Below are 14,940 nucleotides of genomic sequence, written 5' to 3'. Positions count from 1 at the left end.
TTCTTCTGCAGGAACACACCGGCGATAGGCGAGTCTGACCTGAAAACTCAGGGAGAACGCTGATGAAAGTAGCTGACCTAGAGGGCCTCGCACTCGACTATTGGGTGGCCCGCAGCCTGCACGACTTCGTGCGCGAAATCCAGTTCACCGACAGCGGCGAAACCGTCTCGATTCGCGGCAACGACCGCGGTCGTCCGTGGGACGGCCGCTTCACGCCGAGCAAGTCGTGGGATGCCGCGGCAGTGGTGCTGGAGCGCGCGCGTCGGATCGAAATGCGCGAACGCAGCGAAGAGGGGCCGGCACAGTGCGTCGCGGAATTCGAAGGCGGTCGCGGACCGGTGGAAGGGCGCGCGGACTCGGTGCGCGTGGCACTGCTGCGGGCGTTTGTCGAAAGCCGGTTTGGCGATAGCGTCGGCGACGTGCTGCATGAACCGCAGTTGCTGATGGGCGTTAGCGCGCGGCGCATTGCCGAGGCGACGGCGGGCGATACGTTCGAAGACGTTCCTAGCCCGGACGGACATATCGGCGATATTCAGTCGCCGCCGCGGCCGTAAATAAGCGCGCCGCGGCCACGAGTGGCTGGTCGAATCGAATAATCGGAGTAAAACGGCGGCGTCGAAAAACGTCGTCGAAAAAACAAAGGGCCTTCCGATTGGAAGGCCCTTGAAAAGTGGTGCGGCTGGCAGGATTCGAACCCACGACCCCTTGGTTCGTAGCCAAGTACTCTATCCAACTGAGCTACAGCCGCACGCGAAACTGGTAAAGCGAAATTGGGTAAAACGTAAGGGCCTTCCCGGAGGAAGGCCCTCGAATAAGTGGTGCGGCTGGCAGGATTCGAACCCACGACCCCTTGGTTCGTAGCCAAGTACTCTATCCAACTGAGCTACAGCCGCACGCAGAAACGAGATTATAGCAAAGGTTTCAAAAAAGGGAAGCGTGTAACTGCGATTTGTCTCATTGCCATGATCGTGTACCCTAGTGAGGCAGTCGTTTGCTGCAGCTTATGGATCATCATGAACAAGGCCTTTGTCAAAGAGTCGAGCGAAGATAACGACGACGATCTCGACGTCGCCCAGCCGGACATCCCAGCGGGTACCAAGAACTACATCACGCCGGCGGGCTACCGCCGCATGCGCGACGAACTGCTGCATCTTATCGACGTCGAGCGGCCGGAAGTGGTCAAGCTCGTGTCGTGGGCGGCGTCGAATGGCGACCGCTCGGAGAACGGCGATTACATTTATGGCAAGCGCCGCCTGCGTGAGATTGATCGGCGCATTCGTTTTCTGACCAAGCGTCTCGATCTCGCGGAGATCGTGGACAGCAGCAAACAGGAGAATGTCGATCAGGTCTTTTTCGGCGCCACGGTCGAATACGCGACGCAAGACGGCGACGAGCATACGGTGACGATCGTCGGTATCGACGAAGTCGATCTGGACATCGGGCACGTGAGCTGGATTTCGCCGATCGCGCGAGCGCTGCTGAAGGCGAAGGTCGGCGATACGGTGACTTTGTATACGCCTGCCGGACCGCAGCCGATCGACATACTCGACGTCAAATATCCGCCGCCCGATAACGGCGGCTAGTGTTCCATCCGGGCTGATTCCGCCGCGTCCGTCGCGTCGGTGGCCTTCGCGGCGTTCCAGGCAGGGCAGGCAATAAAAAAGGCGCCGCAAGCGGCGCCTTCCCTGTCGCGAGTCCTGTCTGCCGCTTTAGAAGCGGTGACGCAGGCCTGCCGTGACAGCGATCTGCTTGTTGTTGCTCGAAGCAGCCAGACCGTTGATGTCCGCATTAACAACCGCGTTCTCGTTGACTTGCTGGTATTCACCCTGCAGGTAGACGTCCGTGCGCTTGGACAGTGCGTATGCCGTTTGCAGGTTGAACTGGTTCCAGTGCGGACGGGTGCCGGCGAGGCTGGCGCGCGTGTACGTGTACGAACCGGCGATGCTGACAGCCGGCGTCAGAGCGTAGCGAGCGTTAGCTTCGAAGTTCTGGAAGTGCGCGCTGTCACCACCGAAGGCGACGCCGCCCGTCTGGCCCGACGCGCCTGCGCCGATGCCGGCGAGGCCCGACAGGTTCGTCTGCGAGTACACGAGGCCGACGGTCGCCGGACCGAACGCGTAGCTCGCGCCCGCGCCCCACGTCTGCTGACGGCTAGCGAAGAAGGTGTTGTCGCTCGACACTGCGCCGCCGGCGTTGAACGCCGCAGCCGCGCCCGTCGCGCCGTTGTTATTCAGTTGCAGGTACGCTGCGCCGACATTCAGGCCGCCCCAGTTGTACGATGCGCCGGCGCTGTAAGCGCGGTTGTTGGCGAAGCCGTCAGCCTGGTTCGAGAAGCCGTACAGGCCGCCGAACTTGAAGCCGCCGTAGTTCGCGCTCGTGTACTTGACCGAGTTGTTGATGCGGAACGAGTTGTTCAGGTTGTCGTTGTCGAACGGATGGGCGAACTGCGTGCCGCCGTACTGCGTGCCGGTCAATGCGAGCGGGCCGACGAAATCGACCATGCTGTCATATTGACGGCCGAGGGTCACGGCGCCGAACTGGTTGCTCGACAGACCGACGAATGCCTGACGGCCGAATTCGCGGCCGCCTTGCTTCAGCGAACCGTCATTGATGCCGAAGCCGTTTTCCAACGTGAAGATTGCCTTCAGGCCGCCGCCGAGGTCTTCAGCGCCGCGCAAGCCCCAACGGCTGCCGTTCACCGAGCCGCTGGTTTGCTGCCAGTTGCTGTGACCGTGCTGGTTGTTGGTGTACGTGATGCCGGCGTCGATCAAGCCGTACAGAGTGACGCTGCTTTGGGCGTGCGCCGCGGTGGCAAAAACGCCCGTCAGGGCTGCGACCATGAGAGTCTTTTTCATCTTGTTACTCCGAAAGCAAGAATTGGCGGTGAATGCTGCTTCGGAAAACCTTCACGCGGACGCTGCGAGAGGCGTATCCGCGAGAAGAGCGTCTGAATGCGGCGCTGTTTTCCGGTTACGCAAAGTGTAGAGAGACCGTCTAATCAATGGGCGTTTCTGTTTTCGCAATAGAGTATTACGCCGTTCGAAACGATATGTGGACGCGTTGAAAGCCCCGCCGGTTAAGGCTTTCGAGAGTACCAAGGGCTCATGCAAGGGGTGCGGAGGAATTGGCGTTGCTTATATACGACGCTTATCCGATGCGAAAAAACAACAAGAGCGGCTATGCGAAGTTATTGTTGTTGTTAATGCAATAAACGATTGTTATTTGTGTGAATAATCGGACTCGGAAATAAGCGCTATACTGAATTACCGCTTTCCGAAGCGGACTTTTTCGTTGTCGAAAAAGATCTCCAAACCTTTGTCAGCGCGACTTCCCAGTCGCGCTTTTTTTTGCGCGCTCAGAACTGCGAAGCCCGATTTGGCGCGTGACTTCCGCTCAATGCGCCGGTGCGGCGTAGTCGGTGTTCCACCGTTCGGTCGGCGTCGAGGAACTCCAGTCCTCCATGACGTAGCGCCGGGCGTCCATCGGCGACGACAGCAGGTTTTGCCAATGATCGCCGTGCCATACCGGGTCGAATTCGAGGGCCGACGAGTTCTGCCGGTCTGCTTCGGCACTGGAAGTGCGAGATGCTTGCGACGGTGATTGAGCGAAATGAGGAATGAGCCGGGCAAGAATGAGGCGGATGGTATGGAACTGCATGGCAATCTCCTGATGCGCATTACTGCAAATACATAGCTTCATGATGCGGTTCGTTCGGCGAGGCGAACAAGTCGGAGAAACACTTACCAAAGTCACAAATCGTTACAAACGTCGCGTGCATTTCGGGAAGTCTTTTCTCTTTTCCTGTGCTCGCGTTAAAGGAGGAGTAAATTTGACGCGAGCGCGAGCACCCAAACGCCGGTTATTTCCGCCATTCGGCTAACTTTTCGCTTATCCAATGTCGTACTTAAGGACTATTAAAAATTCACTTGACGGTGATTCACCGCGCCCCGTATAACGGCAAAGCTGAATTCAGTAGCCGCTCCGAGTGCGCAATGCCTCCGGGATATTCCTTATGGATAAGATGGCAATGGATTGAGGCGTTGAGGGCATTGCCCGATTTGATAATTCGTTGAGGGAAACTGGAAAATGGAAACAGGTATCGTCAAATGGTTTAACGATGCTAAAGGTTTTGGCTTCATTACGTCCGATTCGGGTGGCGAAGATCTCTTTGCGCATTTCTCGGAGATTCGCAGCGAAGGCTTTAAATCGCTGAAGGAAAACCAGCGTGTATCTTTCGACGTCAAGGCCGGCCCCAAGGGCAAGCAGGCGGCGAATATCCAGCCGCTGTAAGCGGTAGTGCCGCTGCCCCGTAGCGTGCGGGGCGGGGTCCGCTGCTAAAGGCCCTCGCGATTCATCGCGGGGGCTTTTCTTTTTATTCGCTTCGGTCGGGCGTGTGGTCCCGCTGGCGCGATCTACGCACGGTCGGCGGCCGCCAACTAGTGCATACTTGGCGCAAAGTCACGCGTCCAAGCATTCTCTCCATGTCCGAACAGTTTTTGGCCGAACCGGCCTTCGCAGAGCCCATCGTCTTTGTCGATCTTGAAACCACCGGCGGCTCGACCAGCGAGCACCGCATTACCGAGGTCGGCGTCGTCGAAGTCGGGCCGGCCGGCGTCACGCGCTGGAGCAGCCTCGTCGATCCGCAGCAACCGATTCCGTCCTTCATTCAGCAGCTGACCGGCATCACGAATGCGATGGTGCGCGGCGCGCCGACATTCGACGCCATCGCGCCCGAACTCTTTGCCCGCCTGAACGGCAAACTGTTCGTCGCGCATAACGCGAGCTTCGACCCGGGGTTTCTTGCGCGGCGAATTCCGGCGCGCCGGTATTTCATTCGACCCGGACGTGCTGTGCACCGTGCGCCTGTCGCGCGCGCTATTTCCGTCCGAAAAGCGTCACGGACTCGATGCGCTGGTCGAGCGTCATTCGCTCGTGCCGTCGGATCGCCACCGCGCGCTCGCCGACGCCGATCTGATCTGGCAGTTCTGGCAGCGCCTGCATGGCCTCGTGCCGCTCGACGTTTTACGGGCGCACATCGAGCGCACGACCCGGCGCTACCGGCTGGCCGGCAACATCACCGAAGATCTGCTCGACACGGCGCCTGCGGGCTGCGGCGTCTACGCGTTCTATGGAGACGACGACTTGCCGCTGTATGTCGGACGAAGCGTTCGCGTCCGTCAGCGGCTTCGCGCGCATCTGACAGGGGAGCGCCGTTCGTCGAAGGATATACGGCTTGCGCAGCAGGTTCGGCGTGTCGAATGGCGCGCGACGGGCGGCGAGCTGGGCGCAATGCTGACAGAGGCACAGTGGATTGCGGCGCTGCGGCCGGGGCACAATCGCGCGCCGCGCGTCGCCAAGAGCGATCCCATCGACGCGCCGTGGCCGTTTGTCGGGCCTGTCGTTTTCGAGGAGCGGGAACAAGCGTCAGAGGCGTGCGCTTTTCATGTTGTCGACCGCTGGTGTTATATCGGCCATGCGCCGTCGCTGGAGCAGGCGACCGAGTTGCACACGTCGCGTCTGGATAGCAGCGGCTTTGAGCTTTCGACGTATCGGATTTTGCAAAGCCATCTCGCACGCGGTTTGCGGATGACGCCGCTGACGGTCGTGAACGCGGAGCCTGTCGTGGGCGTTGCCTGACCGCTTCGCCTGCACATTCACCCGCTCGTTCCGCCCGATCGTGCAAGCCCCGCAGCGCGATCAGTCCACGCCTTCCTCCTGGCGTCCGCCGTCAGCCCGTCGCGCCGACGCCGCCGCTTTCGCACACGTGTCCAAGCGCATGAGTTAGCGCATTCGACCGGGTCGAGTCATAGCGGGTCAGCGACTTCCAGTTAGCGAGCGCTTGCGCGACGCGCGACGGACAGTCCGGCGCCGCGCGCAGCGGTTGCACGCGGGCGAGGCCGGCGACGAGCGCCTGCGTCAAGCGGTCCAACTGAGGGCGCGTGCTCGTCGCGAGGTCCGGCGCCGGTTCTTGTGGCGGCTGAGTCGCGCGCCAGTTCGCGAACAGCGCGTTTTGCACCTCTTTGCTGGCGTCTATCTGATCCTGGAAGAAAGCGCGCGCGAACGCCGGATCCACGTTGGCCGCCGCGGCTCGCTTTTCCACATCGGCGAGCAGCGCCTGTTCGCGCGGCGTGTCGGTGATCGCTTGATGGTTGGCCCACTTCCAGCGCGCCACCGGCTCGGCGAGCGCAAGGCGTTGCCACGCAAGCGCGATCACGTTGGTTAGCGCGGTATCGTCGCCATCGGCAAAGGCGGGGGCTGGCGCGAACGCGGCACAGGCGAAGAGCGCCAGCGCGCACGGCGCAGCGAAGCGAAACAATCGATTCATGGGATCAACGGTCGGCCGGGTGGCGCAGAAGGAAAAACCAGAAGAATAGACGATCTACGATCGCACAGGCGCGCTCCCGGGCGGAGCCGCTGCTGGGAAGCAGAGCACAACCGATGCTCGCGCAAGCAGAAGCGCGCAAGCGCAACGACAGGCGCCGGCACTACGCGGCGGCAGTCCGTCTATTGGTAGCGTCCAAACGAAAGCGATCGGGGAGCGCGCGAGCCACCAGACCTCATGCACGAGACACGAAGACCGCTGCTGCGTTGCGCCACTGCACAGTTACTTTGCGTCGCACGACTTACGTTGTTCGTCGAAAAAGGCGCGCACGTGCTCCGGCAGTTCCGCACCCAAAAATTCGACGCCGACAGGTTCCGGATCCGGGCTAAAAACTTTATCCGGGGTCGGAATCTTCGGTGGTTTGGCATCCATGATCTTTCTCCTTTACAAACTCATTATTCCCTCTGGCCCCGATCAGCACCAGTGCCCGATTAACATCACGCGTTCTTTGTTGCTTTAACGGCACAGCGCACCATTTCAGCAGAGTCTTCTGATTAAATTTATAGGTTCGCAGCTTGTGTTGTTCTGTGGGCTTGCGTACGTTCAGCGCATCAATTCATCGGTAGATTCCCTGGCGCCTTGTCAGGCGGGCCGCCCAAGCACTGCCGCCTCTCGGTCTCGCGAGTCCGCTCCTGTTCATTCCGGGTATTCCCCGATTCAAAGCTTCTTGTGCGCCGCCGCATCGGAATCGTTTTCCGCACTAAAAGGCGAACGTTCGTTTATTACCGAGCCGGACCTTATATCGCGAGAAAGCTTTACCTCTTTGTAAACGAGCGACGTGTCGCGCCGTTGACGATCAACGGCCTCTTTTTTCAAGCGCGACTTAAGACTTTTTAGGAGTTTCACTGAATGGTTTAAGCATTCGGCCGGCGTTGCATTCCAGCTCGCGCATTTCGCGACAAAACATCATCGCTCGATGACAACGCCGGCAGCCGCGATCCTGGCTTCTATGATGTGAAGACGTATCGGCAACCGAGAGTGCGTTGGGCAACGGACGCGCGTCTGCCGATGCGGAAGATGGTCGTCTTCGCCTTCAGAGAGTGGGTCATGGAAAACGCTGTGTACTGGAAGGGACGTCAGGTTGGCATCGAATGCGACGGCCGCATCTCGTGGTTTCCGTCAGCGCCGCAGGAAGCGGTCGCTGCGTATTGCGGCGAGAAACGCAGCAACGTCGAGCAGGGCGTCGCGACAAACGATTCCGTCGTCGCGCGCAACCTCGTCACGATCGCGCGCTTGCACGGCGACTGAGCGGACTTCTGCGGATAGCCAAAGCCAACTAGTAACCGCAGACGCGTGTTGTCCCAACCTCGATAAACGCATCGCCAAAACAAAAAGCCCAGTCGCGAGGACTGGGCTTTTTGCTTGAATCTTGATGGTGCCGGAAAGAGGAATCGAACCCCCGACCTTCGCATTACGAATGCGCTGCTCTACCGTCTGAGCTATTCCGGCATCAGGAGAAGCGAGATTATAGGGACTTCTTTATTGGCTTGGCAAGCCCCTCGGTCAATTTTTTGTTTCGAGATGGTAGCGGGTCACGCGGTCCACTTCGTTCTTCGAGCCGAGGAACACCGCGACGCGCTCATGCAGGCTCTTCGGCTGAATATCGAGAATGCGTTTCTCGCCATTGGTCGCGGCGCCGCCTGCCTGTTCGACGATAAACGCCATCGGGTTCGCTTCGTACATCAGACGCAGCTTGCCCGGCTTGTCCGGCGTGCGCTTGTCGGCCGGGTACATGAAGATGCCGCCGCGGTTCAGGATACGATGCACGTCCGCGACCATCGACGCGATCCAGCGCATATTGAAGTCGCTTTGACGCGGACCTTCCTTGCCTTGCTTCAATTCGCCGATGTACTGCTCGACGGGCGGATACCAGTGCCGCTCGTTCGACGCGTTAATCGCATATTCGCGCGTCTCGACCGGAATGCGCATGTCGCTTTGCGTAAGCACCCATGAACCGAGCTCGCGGTCGAGCGTGAAGCAGTTCACACCGTTGCCGGTGGTCAGTACCAGCACCGTTTGCGGCCCATACACCGCGTAACCCGCGGCGACCTGCTGCGTGCCCGGCTGCAGGAACGACTGCTCGGTAGGCTGCTGGCCGTCCGGGCAGCGCAGCACTGAAAAGATGGTGCCGATCGACACGTTCACGTCGATGTTCGACGAGCCGTCGAGCGGATCGAACACGAGGAGATATTCGCCCTTCGGATAGTTCGCGGGAATAGGGAAGAACTGCTCCATTTCCTCCGATGCCATGCCTGCCAGGTTGCCGCCCCATTCATTCGCTTCGAGCAGGATCTCGTTTGACAGAATATCGAGCTTCTTCTGTACTTCGCCCTGCACGTTCTCGCTGCCCGCGGTGCCGAGCGCATCGCCCAACGCGCCCTTGCTGACGTGATAGCTGATCGCCTTGCATGCCCGCGCGACAACTTCGATCAAAAGGCGCAGATCGGCCGGCAGGTTATTGGTTTCCCGCTGCTGCTCGATCAGGTACTTCGTGAGAGTGGTACGACGTTGCAAGGACATTGCTGTACTCCAGGAGGCTTGAGGAATATCCGGATTTTAACCGCTCGGTGTGTCTGCCCCGTGCTTTTGCTGTGGGCGGAGAGATGAAAAACGCGCGCGACGCGGCCAGTGAGCAGCAACGAGCATAACCGGCGGCCAAAGCACAACCCAAACCACAACCGGCGGTCAGCCTTTGCGCCGGACCTTGCCCGCCGTGGCGCTGCCGCTCACGCTCGCTGCGAGCGCCGCGGCGCGCGCATGTTCCGCGGAAACCTTGGGGAGCTTCGGGCGATCGGCCTTCGGCATGGGTTCGATCTCGCGTTCGATCTGCGCGCCCGCCGCAGCCGTGGCGACGCGCAGGTCGTAGGCGATTTGCAGATTGAGCCAGAACTGCGCGCTCGCGCCGAAGTAGCGCTCGAGCCGCAGCGCGGTGTCAGCCGAGATCGCGCGCTTGCCACGCACCACGTCGTTGATGCGCGGCGCCGGTACGCGCAACGCAAGCGCGAGCGCATTGACGGACATGCCGAGCGGTTCGAGGAATTCGCTGCGCAAAATCTCCCCCGGATGGATTTCCTCGATGCTGTCTCCGGTGTCGATGCCGGAGAAATCGGTGCTGGCCAGATCGGAGCGTTTGATGACCATGTCGGTCTCCCAATAATCAGTGATAGTCGACAATCTCAACATTCAGCGCCTCGCCGTCGATAAAGTGAAAACAGATGCGCCATTGCGCATTGATCCGGATGCTCCACTGCCCGCTGCGCTGCCCCTGCAATGCTTCGAGCCGGTTGCCGGGCGGCGCATGCAAACTATGGACGGTGTCCGCGGCGTCGATCATCAGCAGCTTGCGGTACGCGAGCGCCTGGATATGACGCGGCAGCGCATGCACGAACCTGCCCTGAAAAATTCTTGCCGTAGCCTTGTCGCCAAATGTCGTGATCATGGGAATGATATAACGCATCGCGTTAAACGTAAACCGTTAATTGAATGCGTTTACTTTCCCTCAATGCGGCGCTTAAGAACAGTCGGCCAAATGGCTAACGTCGACGTGAACCTGCCACCGGGTCGTCGCAACACAAGGGCGAAAAAAAGCCGGCAACGCGTGCCGGCTTTCGGGGTTGAGAACCGCTCAAACGCGCATCATGCGAGCGCCTTCTCGACGATTTCGCGCACGTCGCGCGACTTCACTTGCGACGCCACTTTCTCCAGCGCCGCACGCATGCCATCGCGCAGCGTCGGCGTGAAGCGGCGCCACAATTCGAGCGAGCGTGCGAGGCGGGCGGCCACTTGCGGATTAATTGCGTCGAGCGCGATCACCTGGTCGGCCCAGAACGCGTAGCCCGAGCCGTCTTGCGCATGGAACTGCGCGGGGTTGGCCGCGCAGAAGCTGAAGATCAGCGAGCGCGCGCGGTTCGGATTTTTCAGATTGAAGGCCGGATGCGTCATCAGCTTGCGCACGATTTCGATCACCGGCCGCTGCGCACTGCCGCGCTGCGTGGCCTGCAACGCAAACCACTTGTCGATCACGAGCGGCTCTTTCTCGAAACGCCGGTAGAAGTCGTCGAGCGCATGCTGCGCCTCGGCGCTGCCGCCATTGGCCGCTGCGGCGTTGAGCAGCGCGGACAACGCCGCGGCGCGGTCGGTCATGTTGTTCGCGGCCTCGTATTGCGCCGACGCGAGCCGCACGGCTTCGGCCGGATCGTCGAGCTCGGTCAGATACGAGAGCGCGAGATTCTTCAGAGCGCGATGTCCGGCCGCGGCCGGCGTGGCTACGTACGGACCCGCCGTGCGATGCTTCTCGTAAATGCTCAGCCATTCGCCCTTGAGCGCATTCGCGAGACGCTTGCGCACGAACTGCCGCGCCGCATGCACGGCCGCCGGATTCGACTCCGTCATCTGCTCGGCCAGATAGGCCTCCGACGGCAGCATCAGCGCGAGTTCGCGGAACGCCGGCGACAGCGATTCGTCCGTGAGCACGCGCGCGAACGCGGCGACCACCGAGTCGTCGAGTTGCAGTTGCGCGCCGTTCGCCGCCTGGCCGGCGAGCGTCAGCAACTCGCGCGTGGCAAGGCGTTGGCCGGCTTCCCAGCGGTTGAACGGATCGCTGTCGTGCGCGAGCAGGAACGCGAGCTGTTCGGCCGGATAATCGTATTCGACGATCACCGGCGCCGAGAAATTACGCAGCAGCGACGGCAACGGTTCGTCTTCGACATTGACGAACGTGAACGTCTGCTCGGTCTGCGTCAATTCGAGCACGCGCGTGGTCGAGTCGGAAGCGCGCGCTTCGCCTTCGAGTTGCAGCGGCAGATCGTTGCCGTCCTTGCCGATCAGGCCGATGGCGAACGGAATCAGCAGTGGTCCCTTCTGCGTTTCGCGCGCGGCCGGCGCGGCGTCGCCATAACCCTGCGTGAGCGTCACGCTGTAGCGGCGCGCCGCCGCGTCGTAACGGGTGCGCACCGACACGCGCGGCGTGCCCGCCTGGCTGTACCAGCGCTCGAACTGCGCGAGGTCGCGGCCGTTCGCGTCGGCGAGCGCATGACGGAAATCGTCGCACGTCACGGCCTGGCCGTCGTGACGCTTGAAGTACAGGTCCATGCCCTTGCGAAAACCGTCGCGGCCGAACAGCGTCTGATACATCCGCACGACTTCCGAGCCTTTTTCGTAGACGGTCATCGTGTAGAAGTTGTTGATCTCGACGTAGCTCTCCGGGCGCACCGGGTGAGCCATCGGGCCGGCGTCTTCGGCGAACTGCATCTGGCGCAGCACGCGCACGTCTTCGATGCGCTTCGTCGCGCGCGCCGCTTCGTCGCCGCTGCTGGTCAGTCCGGCGGCCATGTCGGCGGAGAATTCCTGATCGCGGAACACGGTCAGCCCTTCCTTCAGGCTCAATTGGAACCAGTCGCGGCAGGTCACGCGGTTGCCGGTCCAGTTATGGAAATACTCGTGGCCGACCACCGCCTCGATGTTCGCGAAGTCCGTGTCGGTCGCCGTTTCCGGGTTCGCCAGCACGTACTTCGTGTTGAAGATATTGAGCCCCTTGTTTTCCATCGCGCCCATGTTGAAGTCGCTCACCGCGACGATCATGAAGCGGTCGAGATCGAGTTCGAGGCCGAAGCGCTGTTCGTCCCAGCGGATCGAATTGATCAGCGAATCCATCGCGTGACGGGTCTTGTCGAGATCGTGCGGCTCGACCCACACCTGCAGCAGCTTTTCCTTGCCCGAGCCGGTTTTCAGACGCTCTTCGAGCGCAACGAGCTTGCCGGCGACAAGCGCGAACAGATAGCTCGGCTTCCTGAACGGATCTTCCCAGCGCGCGAAATGACGGCCGTCCGGCAGATCGCCTTCCTCGAGCAGATTGCCGTTCGACAGCAGCACCGGATAATCGGCCTTGCTGGCTCGCAGCATGACCCTGTAGGTCGACATCACGTCCGGCCGGTCGAGGAAATAGGTGATGCGCCGAAAGCCCTCGGCCTCGCACTGCGTGAAGAAGTTTCCGCTCGACACATACAGGCCCGAGAGCGTCGTATTCGCCGCCGGATTGCAGATGCTGGTGAGCGTGAGCTCGAAGCTGTCGGGCACGTTGTCGAGCACCAGCCCGTGCTCGTGCGGATGCGCGTTGGCGAACGGCTGACCGTCGAGCGTCGCGCCGACGAACTCCAGTTGTTCGCCCATCAGTTCGAGATGCGGCGCGCGCGCGGCGTCCGGGTTGCGGCGCACGCGCATCGTGTTCTTTACGACCGTGCGTTCGGGCAGCAGATCGAACTCGAGCGCGACGGTGTCGATCAGAAAAGCGGGCGGCGCATAATCGGCGCGGCGGATCACATTGGGCGTTGCGGTATCGGCCATGGCGTTCTGTAGTGATGGGACTCGAGCGGCCGGCGCACGAAGACGCGCGAGCCGGGCTTGTCGAGCCATTGTACAAAGCCTCGGGCAATCGTGCGGCGCGCGCTTTTCAGATAGCCGTTCGGCCGATGCGCGCTCGGACGCCCGCACCGCTCTTGCTCACGCTCAAGCTCCTGCGGCGTGGGAGCGGAAGGGAGCGGAACGGCGCGGCGCGATCGACGGTCATACGTACAATCAAAGACGAACGAACAGAAACGCTTCACGAGGTAGACCATGACAACGAATATCTGGACGCGCCGGGCCATGCTGCTGCTCGCGGCACTGAGCGTGCTGCTGTCCGGCTGCACGACCTACGTGACCACGCAGGTCACCGCGTTCTCCGACTGGAGCGGCGGCGACGCGGCCCGCACCTACGCGTTCACACGCGAGCCCGACCAGCGGAACAATCTCGAGCTGACCACCTATGAGCGCATCATCGCCAACGAACTCGCCACGCATGCGTTCCGCCAGGTTGACGGCAACGACGCGCGCTATCTCGTCGGGCTCTCGTATGGAATCCGCTCGGACATGGTGACGGTGGCCGAGCCGGTCTACTACAACCCGTGGCCGGCGCCTTACTGGGGCTGGGGCCGTCCGTACGATCCGTGGGGGCCGTGGGGTCCGTTTCCCGCAGGCTACGTGAACCAGAGCTATCCGATCTTCACGCATCTGCTCGGCGTGCGGATCACCGAGCGCGCGACGGGCAAGGAGGTCTACAACGTGACCGCGCGCAACTCGGGCGGCGAGTCGTCGCTGGTGAGGGCCATGCCGTATCTGGCGCGCAGTGCGCTTGCCGACTTCCCGCTCGGCAACGGCGTCGTGCGTACGGTGAAGATTCCGCTTGGCAACAGCGCCGGTGCTTCCAACGAAACGGCGGTGCCGGCTGCCGCCGCGTCCCCGGCTGCAGCGTCGGGCGCGAAAGCCGTGCAATGACCGCGACGCAACCGCAAGCGCGATAAAAGCGTGACAAGAGCGCGATCCGGCAAATGCCGGCATCGCGCACCTTCGTCAGAGCCCGCCGCCGAACAGCGCCATCGTTCCGAGAACCACGAACAGCACGGCGGCGATGCCGTGCACGATCCCGGTCGGCAGACGGTGCGCGAAGCGGTCGCCGAGCAGGATCGCCGGGACGTTGGCGATCATCATGCCGAGCGTGGTGCCCGCCACCACGCCGAAGAAGTCGTGAAAGCGCGCGGCGAGCGCAACCGTCGCGATCTGCGTCTTGTCGCCCATTTCCGCGAGGAAGAAGGCCACGACAGTCGCGCCGAACACGCCAAGATGCGTGCGGTTCGTGTTGGCTTCTTCGTCGTCGAGCTTGTCGGGCACGAGAATCCACAAACCCATGCCGATGAATGAAATGGCCAACGCCCAGCGCATGATGGCCGGCGTGAGCAGCGAGCCGAGCCACGCGCCGAGCGCGCCTGCGCCCGCGTGATTGACGAGCGTCGCGACCAGCACGCCGAGGATGATCGGCATCGGCTTGCGATAACGCGCGGCGAGCACGAGCGACAGCAGCTGCGTCTTGTCGCCGATTTCGGCGAGCGCGACCGCTCCGGTGGAAATGAGGAAAGCGTGGAACACGTGGGTTGGAATCCGCGGGCCGGGAAATGAACGAGCGACGACCCACGACACGCCGGGCCCAATTGCGGCGGGGTGTGGGTCATCGGTCTCGCCAGGCCAGAGGCTGCGGCTGCCACGGCCATGACGGCCAAGTCTGTTGACAGGCGCCCCCGCGAGCGCACGTTGTTGCGAGCCCGGCTAGATGCCGGGCGAACGTGGCGCGGGGCGGCTACTCCCCAATGAGGGACGGATTATAGCAGGCGTCGCCGCGCGACCGTTCTGCCGGGAGCAGAATTCGCGTGAAATCGGATCGCATGTATTCGACTGCAACAGTCGTCGCAGAAAGTTAATTGAAAGCATTCGCGGGATCCTCTTTGCGAACGCGACCACTGACAGTCGAATTCCCAAAAACCTACAGATGTAGGGATATTCCCAGGCCCAGATGGGAAATTTCTGCAAATCGCCATAGCGCTCAAATTAGCGTCGTAAACGCGAGACGGATACAGATGGATACGTCTTTTGTGGCTGATTTAATTCAGAATATTCAGTATGATTCCGGCGACTAAGGAAGCCTGAGCCAAACTACACGGCCAATCGTCAATGGCCTAAATAATCGGGCC

The 14,940-nt window shown here is 61.4% G+C and carries 14 protein-coding genes, 3 tRNA genes, 1 pseudogene and 1 riboswitch; of the genes and pseudogenes, 6 read left to right on the top strand and 12 right to left on the bottom strand.

What is annotated here, in order from left to right; genetic code table 11:
* Positions 1–62: 62 nt before the first annotated feature.
* Positions 63–554 carry a phage protein NinX family protein gene (locus tag ABIE53_RS15915; protein ID WP_006050178.1) on the top strand — a complete coding sequence of 164 codons (492 nt, stop codon included), beginning with the start codon at positions 63–65 and terminating at the stop codon, positions 552–554.
* A 117-nt stretch (positions 555–671) separates the two neighbouring features.
* Here ABIE53_RS15915 and ABIE53_RS15910 read toward each other — a convergent pair.
* Both ABIE53_RS15910 and ABIE53_RS15905 read right to left on the bottom strand, forming a co-directional pair.
* Positions 672–748 (bottom strand) — tRNA-Arg (locus ABIE53_RS15910).
* A 68-nt stretch (positions 749–816) separates the two neighbouring features.
* A tRNA-Arg gene (locus ABIE53_RS15905) sits at positions 817–893 on the bottom strand.
* A gap of 120 nt (positions 894–1,013) precedes the next feature.
* Here ABIE53_RS15905 and greB point away from each other — a divergent pair.
* Positions 1,014–1,583, top strand: a complete 570-nt coding sequence (gene greB / locus ABIE53_RS15900) for a transcription elongation factor GreB (protein ID WP_029967984.1) — start codon at positions 1,014–1,016, stop codon at positions 1,581–1,583.
* 126 nt (positions 1,584–1,709) lie between these two features.
* Here greB and ABIE53_RS15895 read toward each other — a convergent pair whose 3' ends face one another.
* Entirely contained in the window at positions 1,710–2,855 is a 1,146-nt protein-coding gene (locus ABIE53_RS15895) for a porin (protein WP_006050180.1), read from the bottom strand.
* 538 nt (positions 2,856–3,393) lie between these two features.
* Positions 3,394–3,657: a hypothetical protein gene (locus tag ABIE53_RS15890; RefSeq protein WP_006050181.1), complete on the bottom strand. Its 264-nt coding sequence runs from the start codon at positions 3,655–3,657 to the stop codon at positions 3,394–3,396.
* A gap of 429 nt (positions 3,658–4,086) precedes the next feature.
* Here ABIE53_RS15890 and ABIE53_RS15885 point away from each other — a divergent pair, with 429 nt between their 5' ends.
* Together ABIE53_RS15885 and ABIE53_RS15880 are read left to right on the top strand one after the other, a co-directional pair.
* Entirely contained in the window at positions 4,087–4,290 is a 204-nt protein-coding gene (locus ABIE53_RS15885) for a cold-shock protein (RefSeq protein ID WP_006050182.1), read from the top strand.
* Positions 4,291–4,481: 191 nt separating this feature from the next.
* A pseudogene (locus ABIE53_RS15880) lies at positions 4,482–5,637 on the top strand (exonuclease domain-containing protein).
* 91 nt (positions 5,638–5,728) lie between these two features.
* On the opposite strand, the gene ABIE53_RS15875 reads toward ABIE53_RS15880, so the two are convergent.
* Positions 5,729–6,325: a chorismate mutase gene (locus tag ABIE53_RS15875; RefSeq protein ID WP_006050184.1), complete on the bottom strand. Its 597-nt coding sequence runs from the start codon at positions 6,323–6,325 to the stop codon at positions 5,729–5,731.
* A gap of 279 nt (positions 6,326–6,604) precedes the next feature.
* Entirely contained in the window at positions 6,605–6,754 is a 150-nt protein-coding gene (locus tag ABIE53_RS15870; protein WP_006050185.1) for a hypothetical protein, read from the bottom strand.
* 675 nt (positions 6,755–7,429) lie between these two features.
* Here ABIE53_RS15870 and ABIE53_RS15865 point away from each other — a divergent pair.
* Positions 7,430–7,630, top strand: coding sequence for a hypothetical protein (locus tag ABIE53_RS15865; protein WP_175130875.1), 201 nt, complete (start codon positions 7,430–7,432; stop codon positions 7,628–7,630).
* Between the two features lie 125 nt (positions 7,631–7,755).
* On the opposite strand, the gene ABIE53_RS15860 is transcribed toward ABIE53_RS15865, so the two are convergent.
* The 5 genes from ABIE53_RS15860 to pepN form a co-directional block, all read right to left on the bottom strand.
* Positions 7,756–7,831 (bottom strand) — tRNA-Thr (locus ABIE53_RS15860).
* 54 nt (positions 7,832–7,885) lie between these two features.
* Complete coding sequence (locus tag ABIE53_RS15855) at positions 7,886–8,902, bottom strand: class 1 fructose-bisphosphatase (protein WP_006050187.1); 1,017 nt, start codon at positions 8,900–8,902, stop codon at positions 7,886–7,888.
* 165 nt (positions 8,903–9,067) lie between these two features.
* Complete coding sequence (locus tag ABIE53_RS15850; RefSeq protein WP_044021311.1) at positions 9,068–9,523, bottom strand: HigA family addiction module antitoxin; 456 nt, start codon at positions 9,521–9,523, stop codon at positions 9,068–9,070.
* A 16-nt stretch (positions 9,524–9,539) separates the two neighbouring features.
* Positions 9,540–9,821: a type II toxin-antitoxin system RelE/ParE family toxin gene (locus tag ABIE53_RS15845; RefSeq protein WP_029967972.1), complete on the bottom strand. Its 282-nt coding sequence runs from the start codon at positions 9,819–9,821 to the stop codon at positions 9,540–9,542.
* A 197-nt stretch (positions 9,822–10,018) separates the two neighbouring features.
* Entirely contained in the window at positions 10,019–12,724 is a 2,706-nt protein-coding gene (gene pepN / locus ABIE53_RS15840) for an aminopeptidase N (RefSeq protein WP_192698758.1), read from the bottom strand.
* Between the two features lie 270 nt (positions 12,725–12,994).
* Between pepN and ABIE53_RS15835 the strand changes: the two genes are divergently transcribed.
* On the top strand, positions 12,995–13,693 hold the full coding sequence (locus tag ABIE53_RS15835; RefSeq protein ID WP_006050191.1) for a DUF4136 domain-containing protein: 699 nt from the start codon (positions 12,995–12,997) through the stop codon (positions 13,691–13,693).
* Between the two features lie 75 nt (positions 13,694–13,768).
* Here ABIE53_RS15835 and ABIE53_RS15830 read toward each other — a convergent pair whose 3' ends face one another.
* Complete coding sequence (locus ABIE53_RS15830; protein WP_006050192.1) at positions 13,769–14,341, bottom strand: TMEM165/GDT1 family protein; 573 nt, start codon at positions 14,339–14,341, stop codon at positions 13,769–13,771.
* Positions 14,342–14,351: 10 nt separating this feature from the next.
* Positions 14,352–14,570, bottom strand: a riboswitch (yybP-ykoY riboswitch).
* Between the last annotated feature and the right edge of the window lie 370 nt (positions 14,571–14,940).

Source organism: Paraburkholderia sp. OAS925 (assembly GCF_040543975.1).
In the GTDB taxonomy this organism is placed as follows: domain Bacteria; phylum Pseudomonadota; class Gammaproteobacteria; order Burkholderiales; family Burkholderiaceae; genus Paraburkholderia; species Paraburkholderia graminis.
Note: the sequence above shows the minus strand (reverse complement) of the source record. Positions and strands in the feature narration are given on the sequence as shown.

What these genes read in the sequence shown, in the direction of transcription:
- greB (WP_029967984.1), top strand. Translation starts at nt 1,014, where the DNA reads ATGAACAAGGCCTTTGTCAAAGAGTCGAGCGAAGATAACGACGACGAT.
- ABIE53_RS15845 (WP_029967972.1), bottom strand. Translation starts at nt 9,821, where the DNA reads ATGATCACGACATTTGGCGACAAGGCTACGGCAAGAATTTTTCAGGGC.
- ABIE53_RS15855 (WP_006050187.1), bottom strand. Translation starts at nt 8,902, where the DNA reads ATGTCCTTGCAACGTCGTACCACTCTCACGAAGTACCTGATCGAGCAG.
- ABIE53_RS15890 (WP_006050181.1), bottom strand. Translation starts at nt 3,657, where the DNA reads ATGCAGTTCCATACCATCCGCCTCATTCTTGCCCGGCTCATTCCTCAT.
- ABIE53_RS15915 (WP_006050178.1), top strand. Translation starts at nt 63, where the DNA reads ATGAAAGTAGCTGACCTAGAGGGCCTCGCACTCGACTATTGGGTGGCC.
- ABIE53_RS15835 (WP_006050191.1), top strand. Translation starts at nt 12,995, where the DNA reads ATGACAACGAATATCTGGACGCGCCGGGCCATGCTGCTGCTCGCGGCA.
- pepN (WP_192698758.1), bottom strand. Translation starts at nt 12,724, where the DNA reads ATGGCCGATACCGCAACGCCCAATGTGATCCGCCGCGCCGATTATGCG.
- ABIE53_RS15850 (WP_044021311.1), bottom strand. Translation starts at nt 9,523, where the DNA reads ATGGTCATCAAACGCTCCGATCTGGCCAGCACCGATTTCTCCGGCATC.
- ABIE53_RS15875 (WP_006050184.1), bottom strand. Translation starts at nt 6,325, where the DNA reads ATGAATCGATTGTTTCGCTTCGCTGCGCCGTGCGCGCTGGCGCTCTTC.
- ABIE53_RS15865 (WP_175130875.1), top strand. Translation starts at nt 7,430, where the DNA reads ATGGAAAACGCTGTGTACTGGAAGGGACGTCAGGTTGGCATCGAATGC.
- ABIE53_RS15895 (WP_006050180.1), bottom strand. Translation starts at nt 2,855, where the DNA reads ATGAAAAAGACTCTCATGGTCGCAGCCCTGACGGGCGTTTTTGCCACC.
- ABIE53_RS15885 (WP_006050182.1), top strand. Translation starts at nt 4,087, where the DNA reads ATGGAAACAGGTATCGTCAAATGGTTTAACGATGCTAAAGGTTTTGGC.
- ABIE53_RS15870 (WP_006050185.1), bottom strand. Translation starts at nt 6,754, where the DNA reads ATGGATGCCAAACCACCGAAGATTCCGACCCCGGATAAAGTTTTTAGC.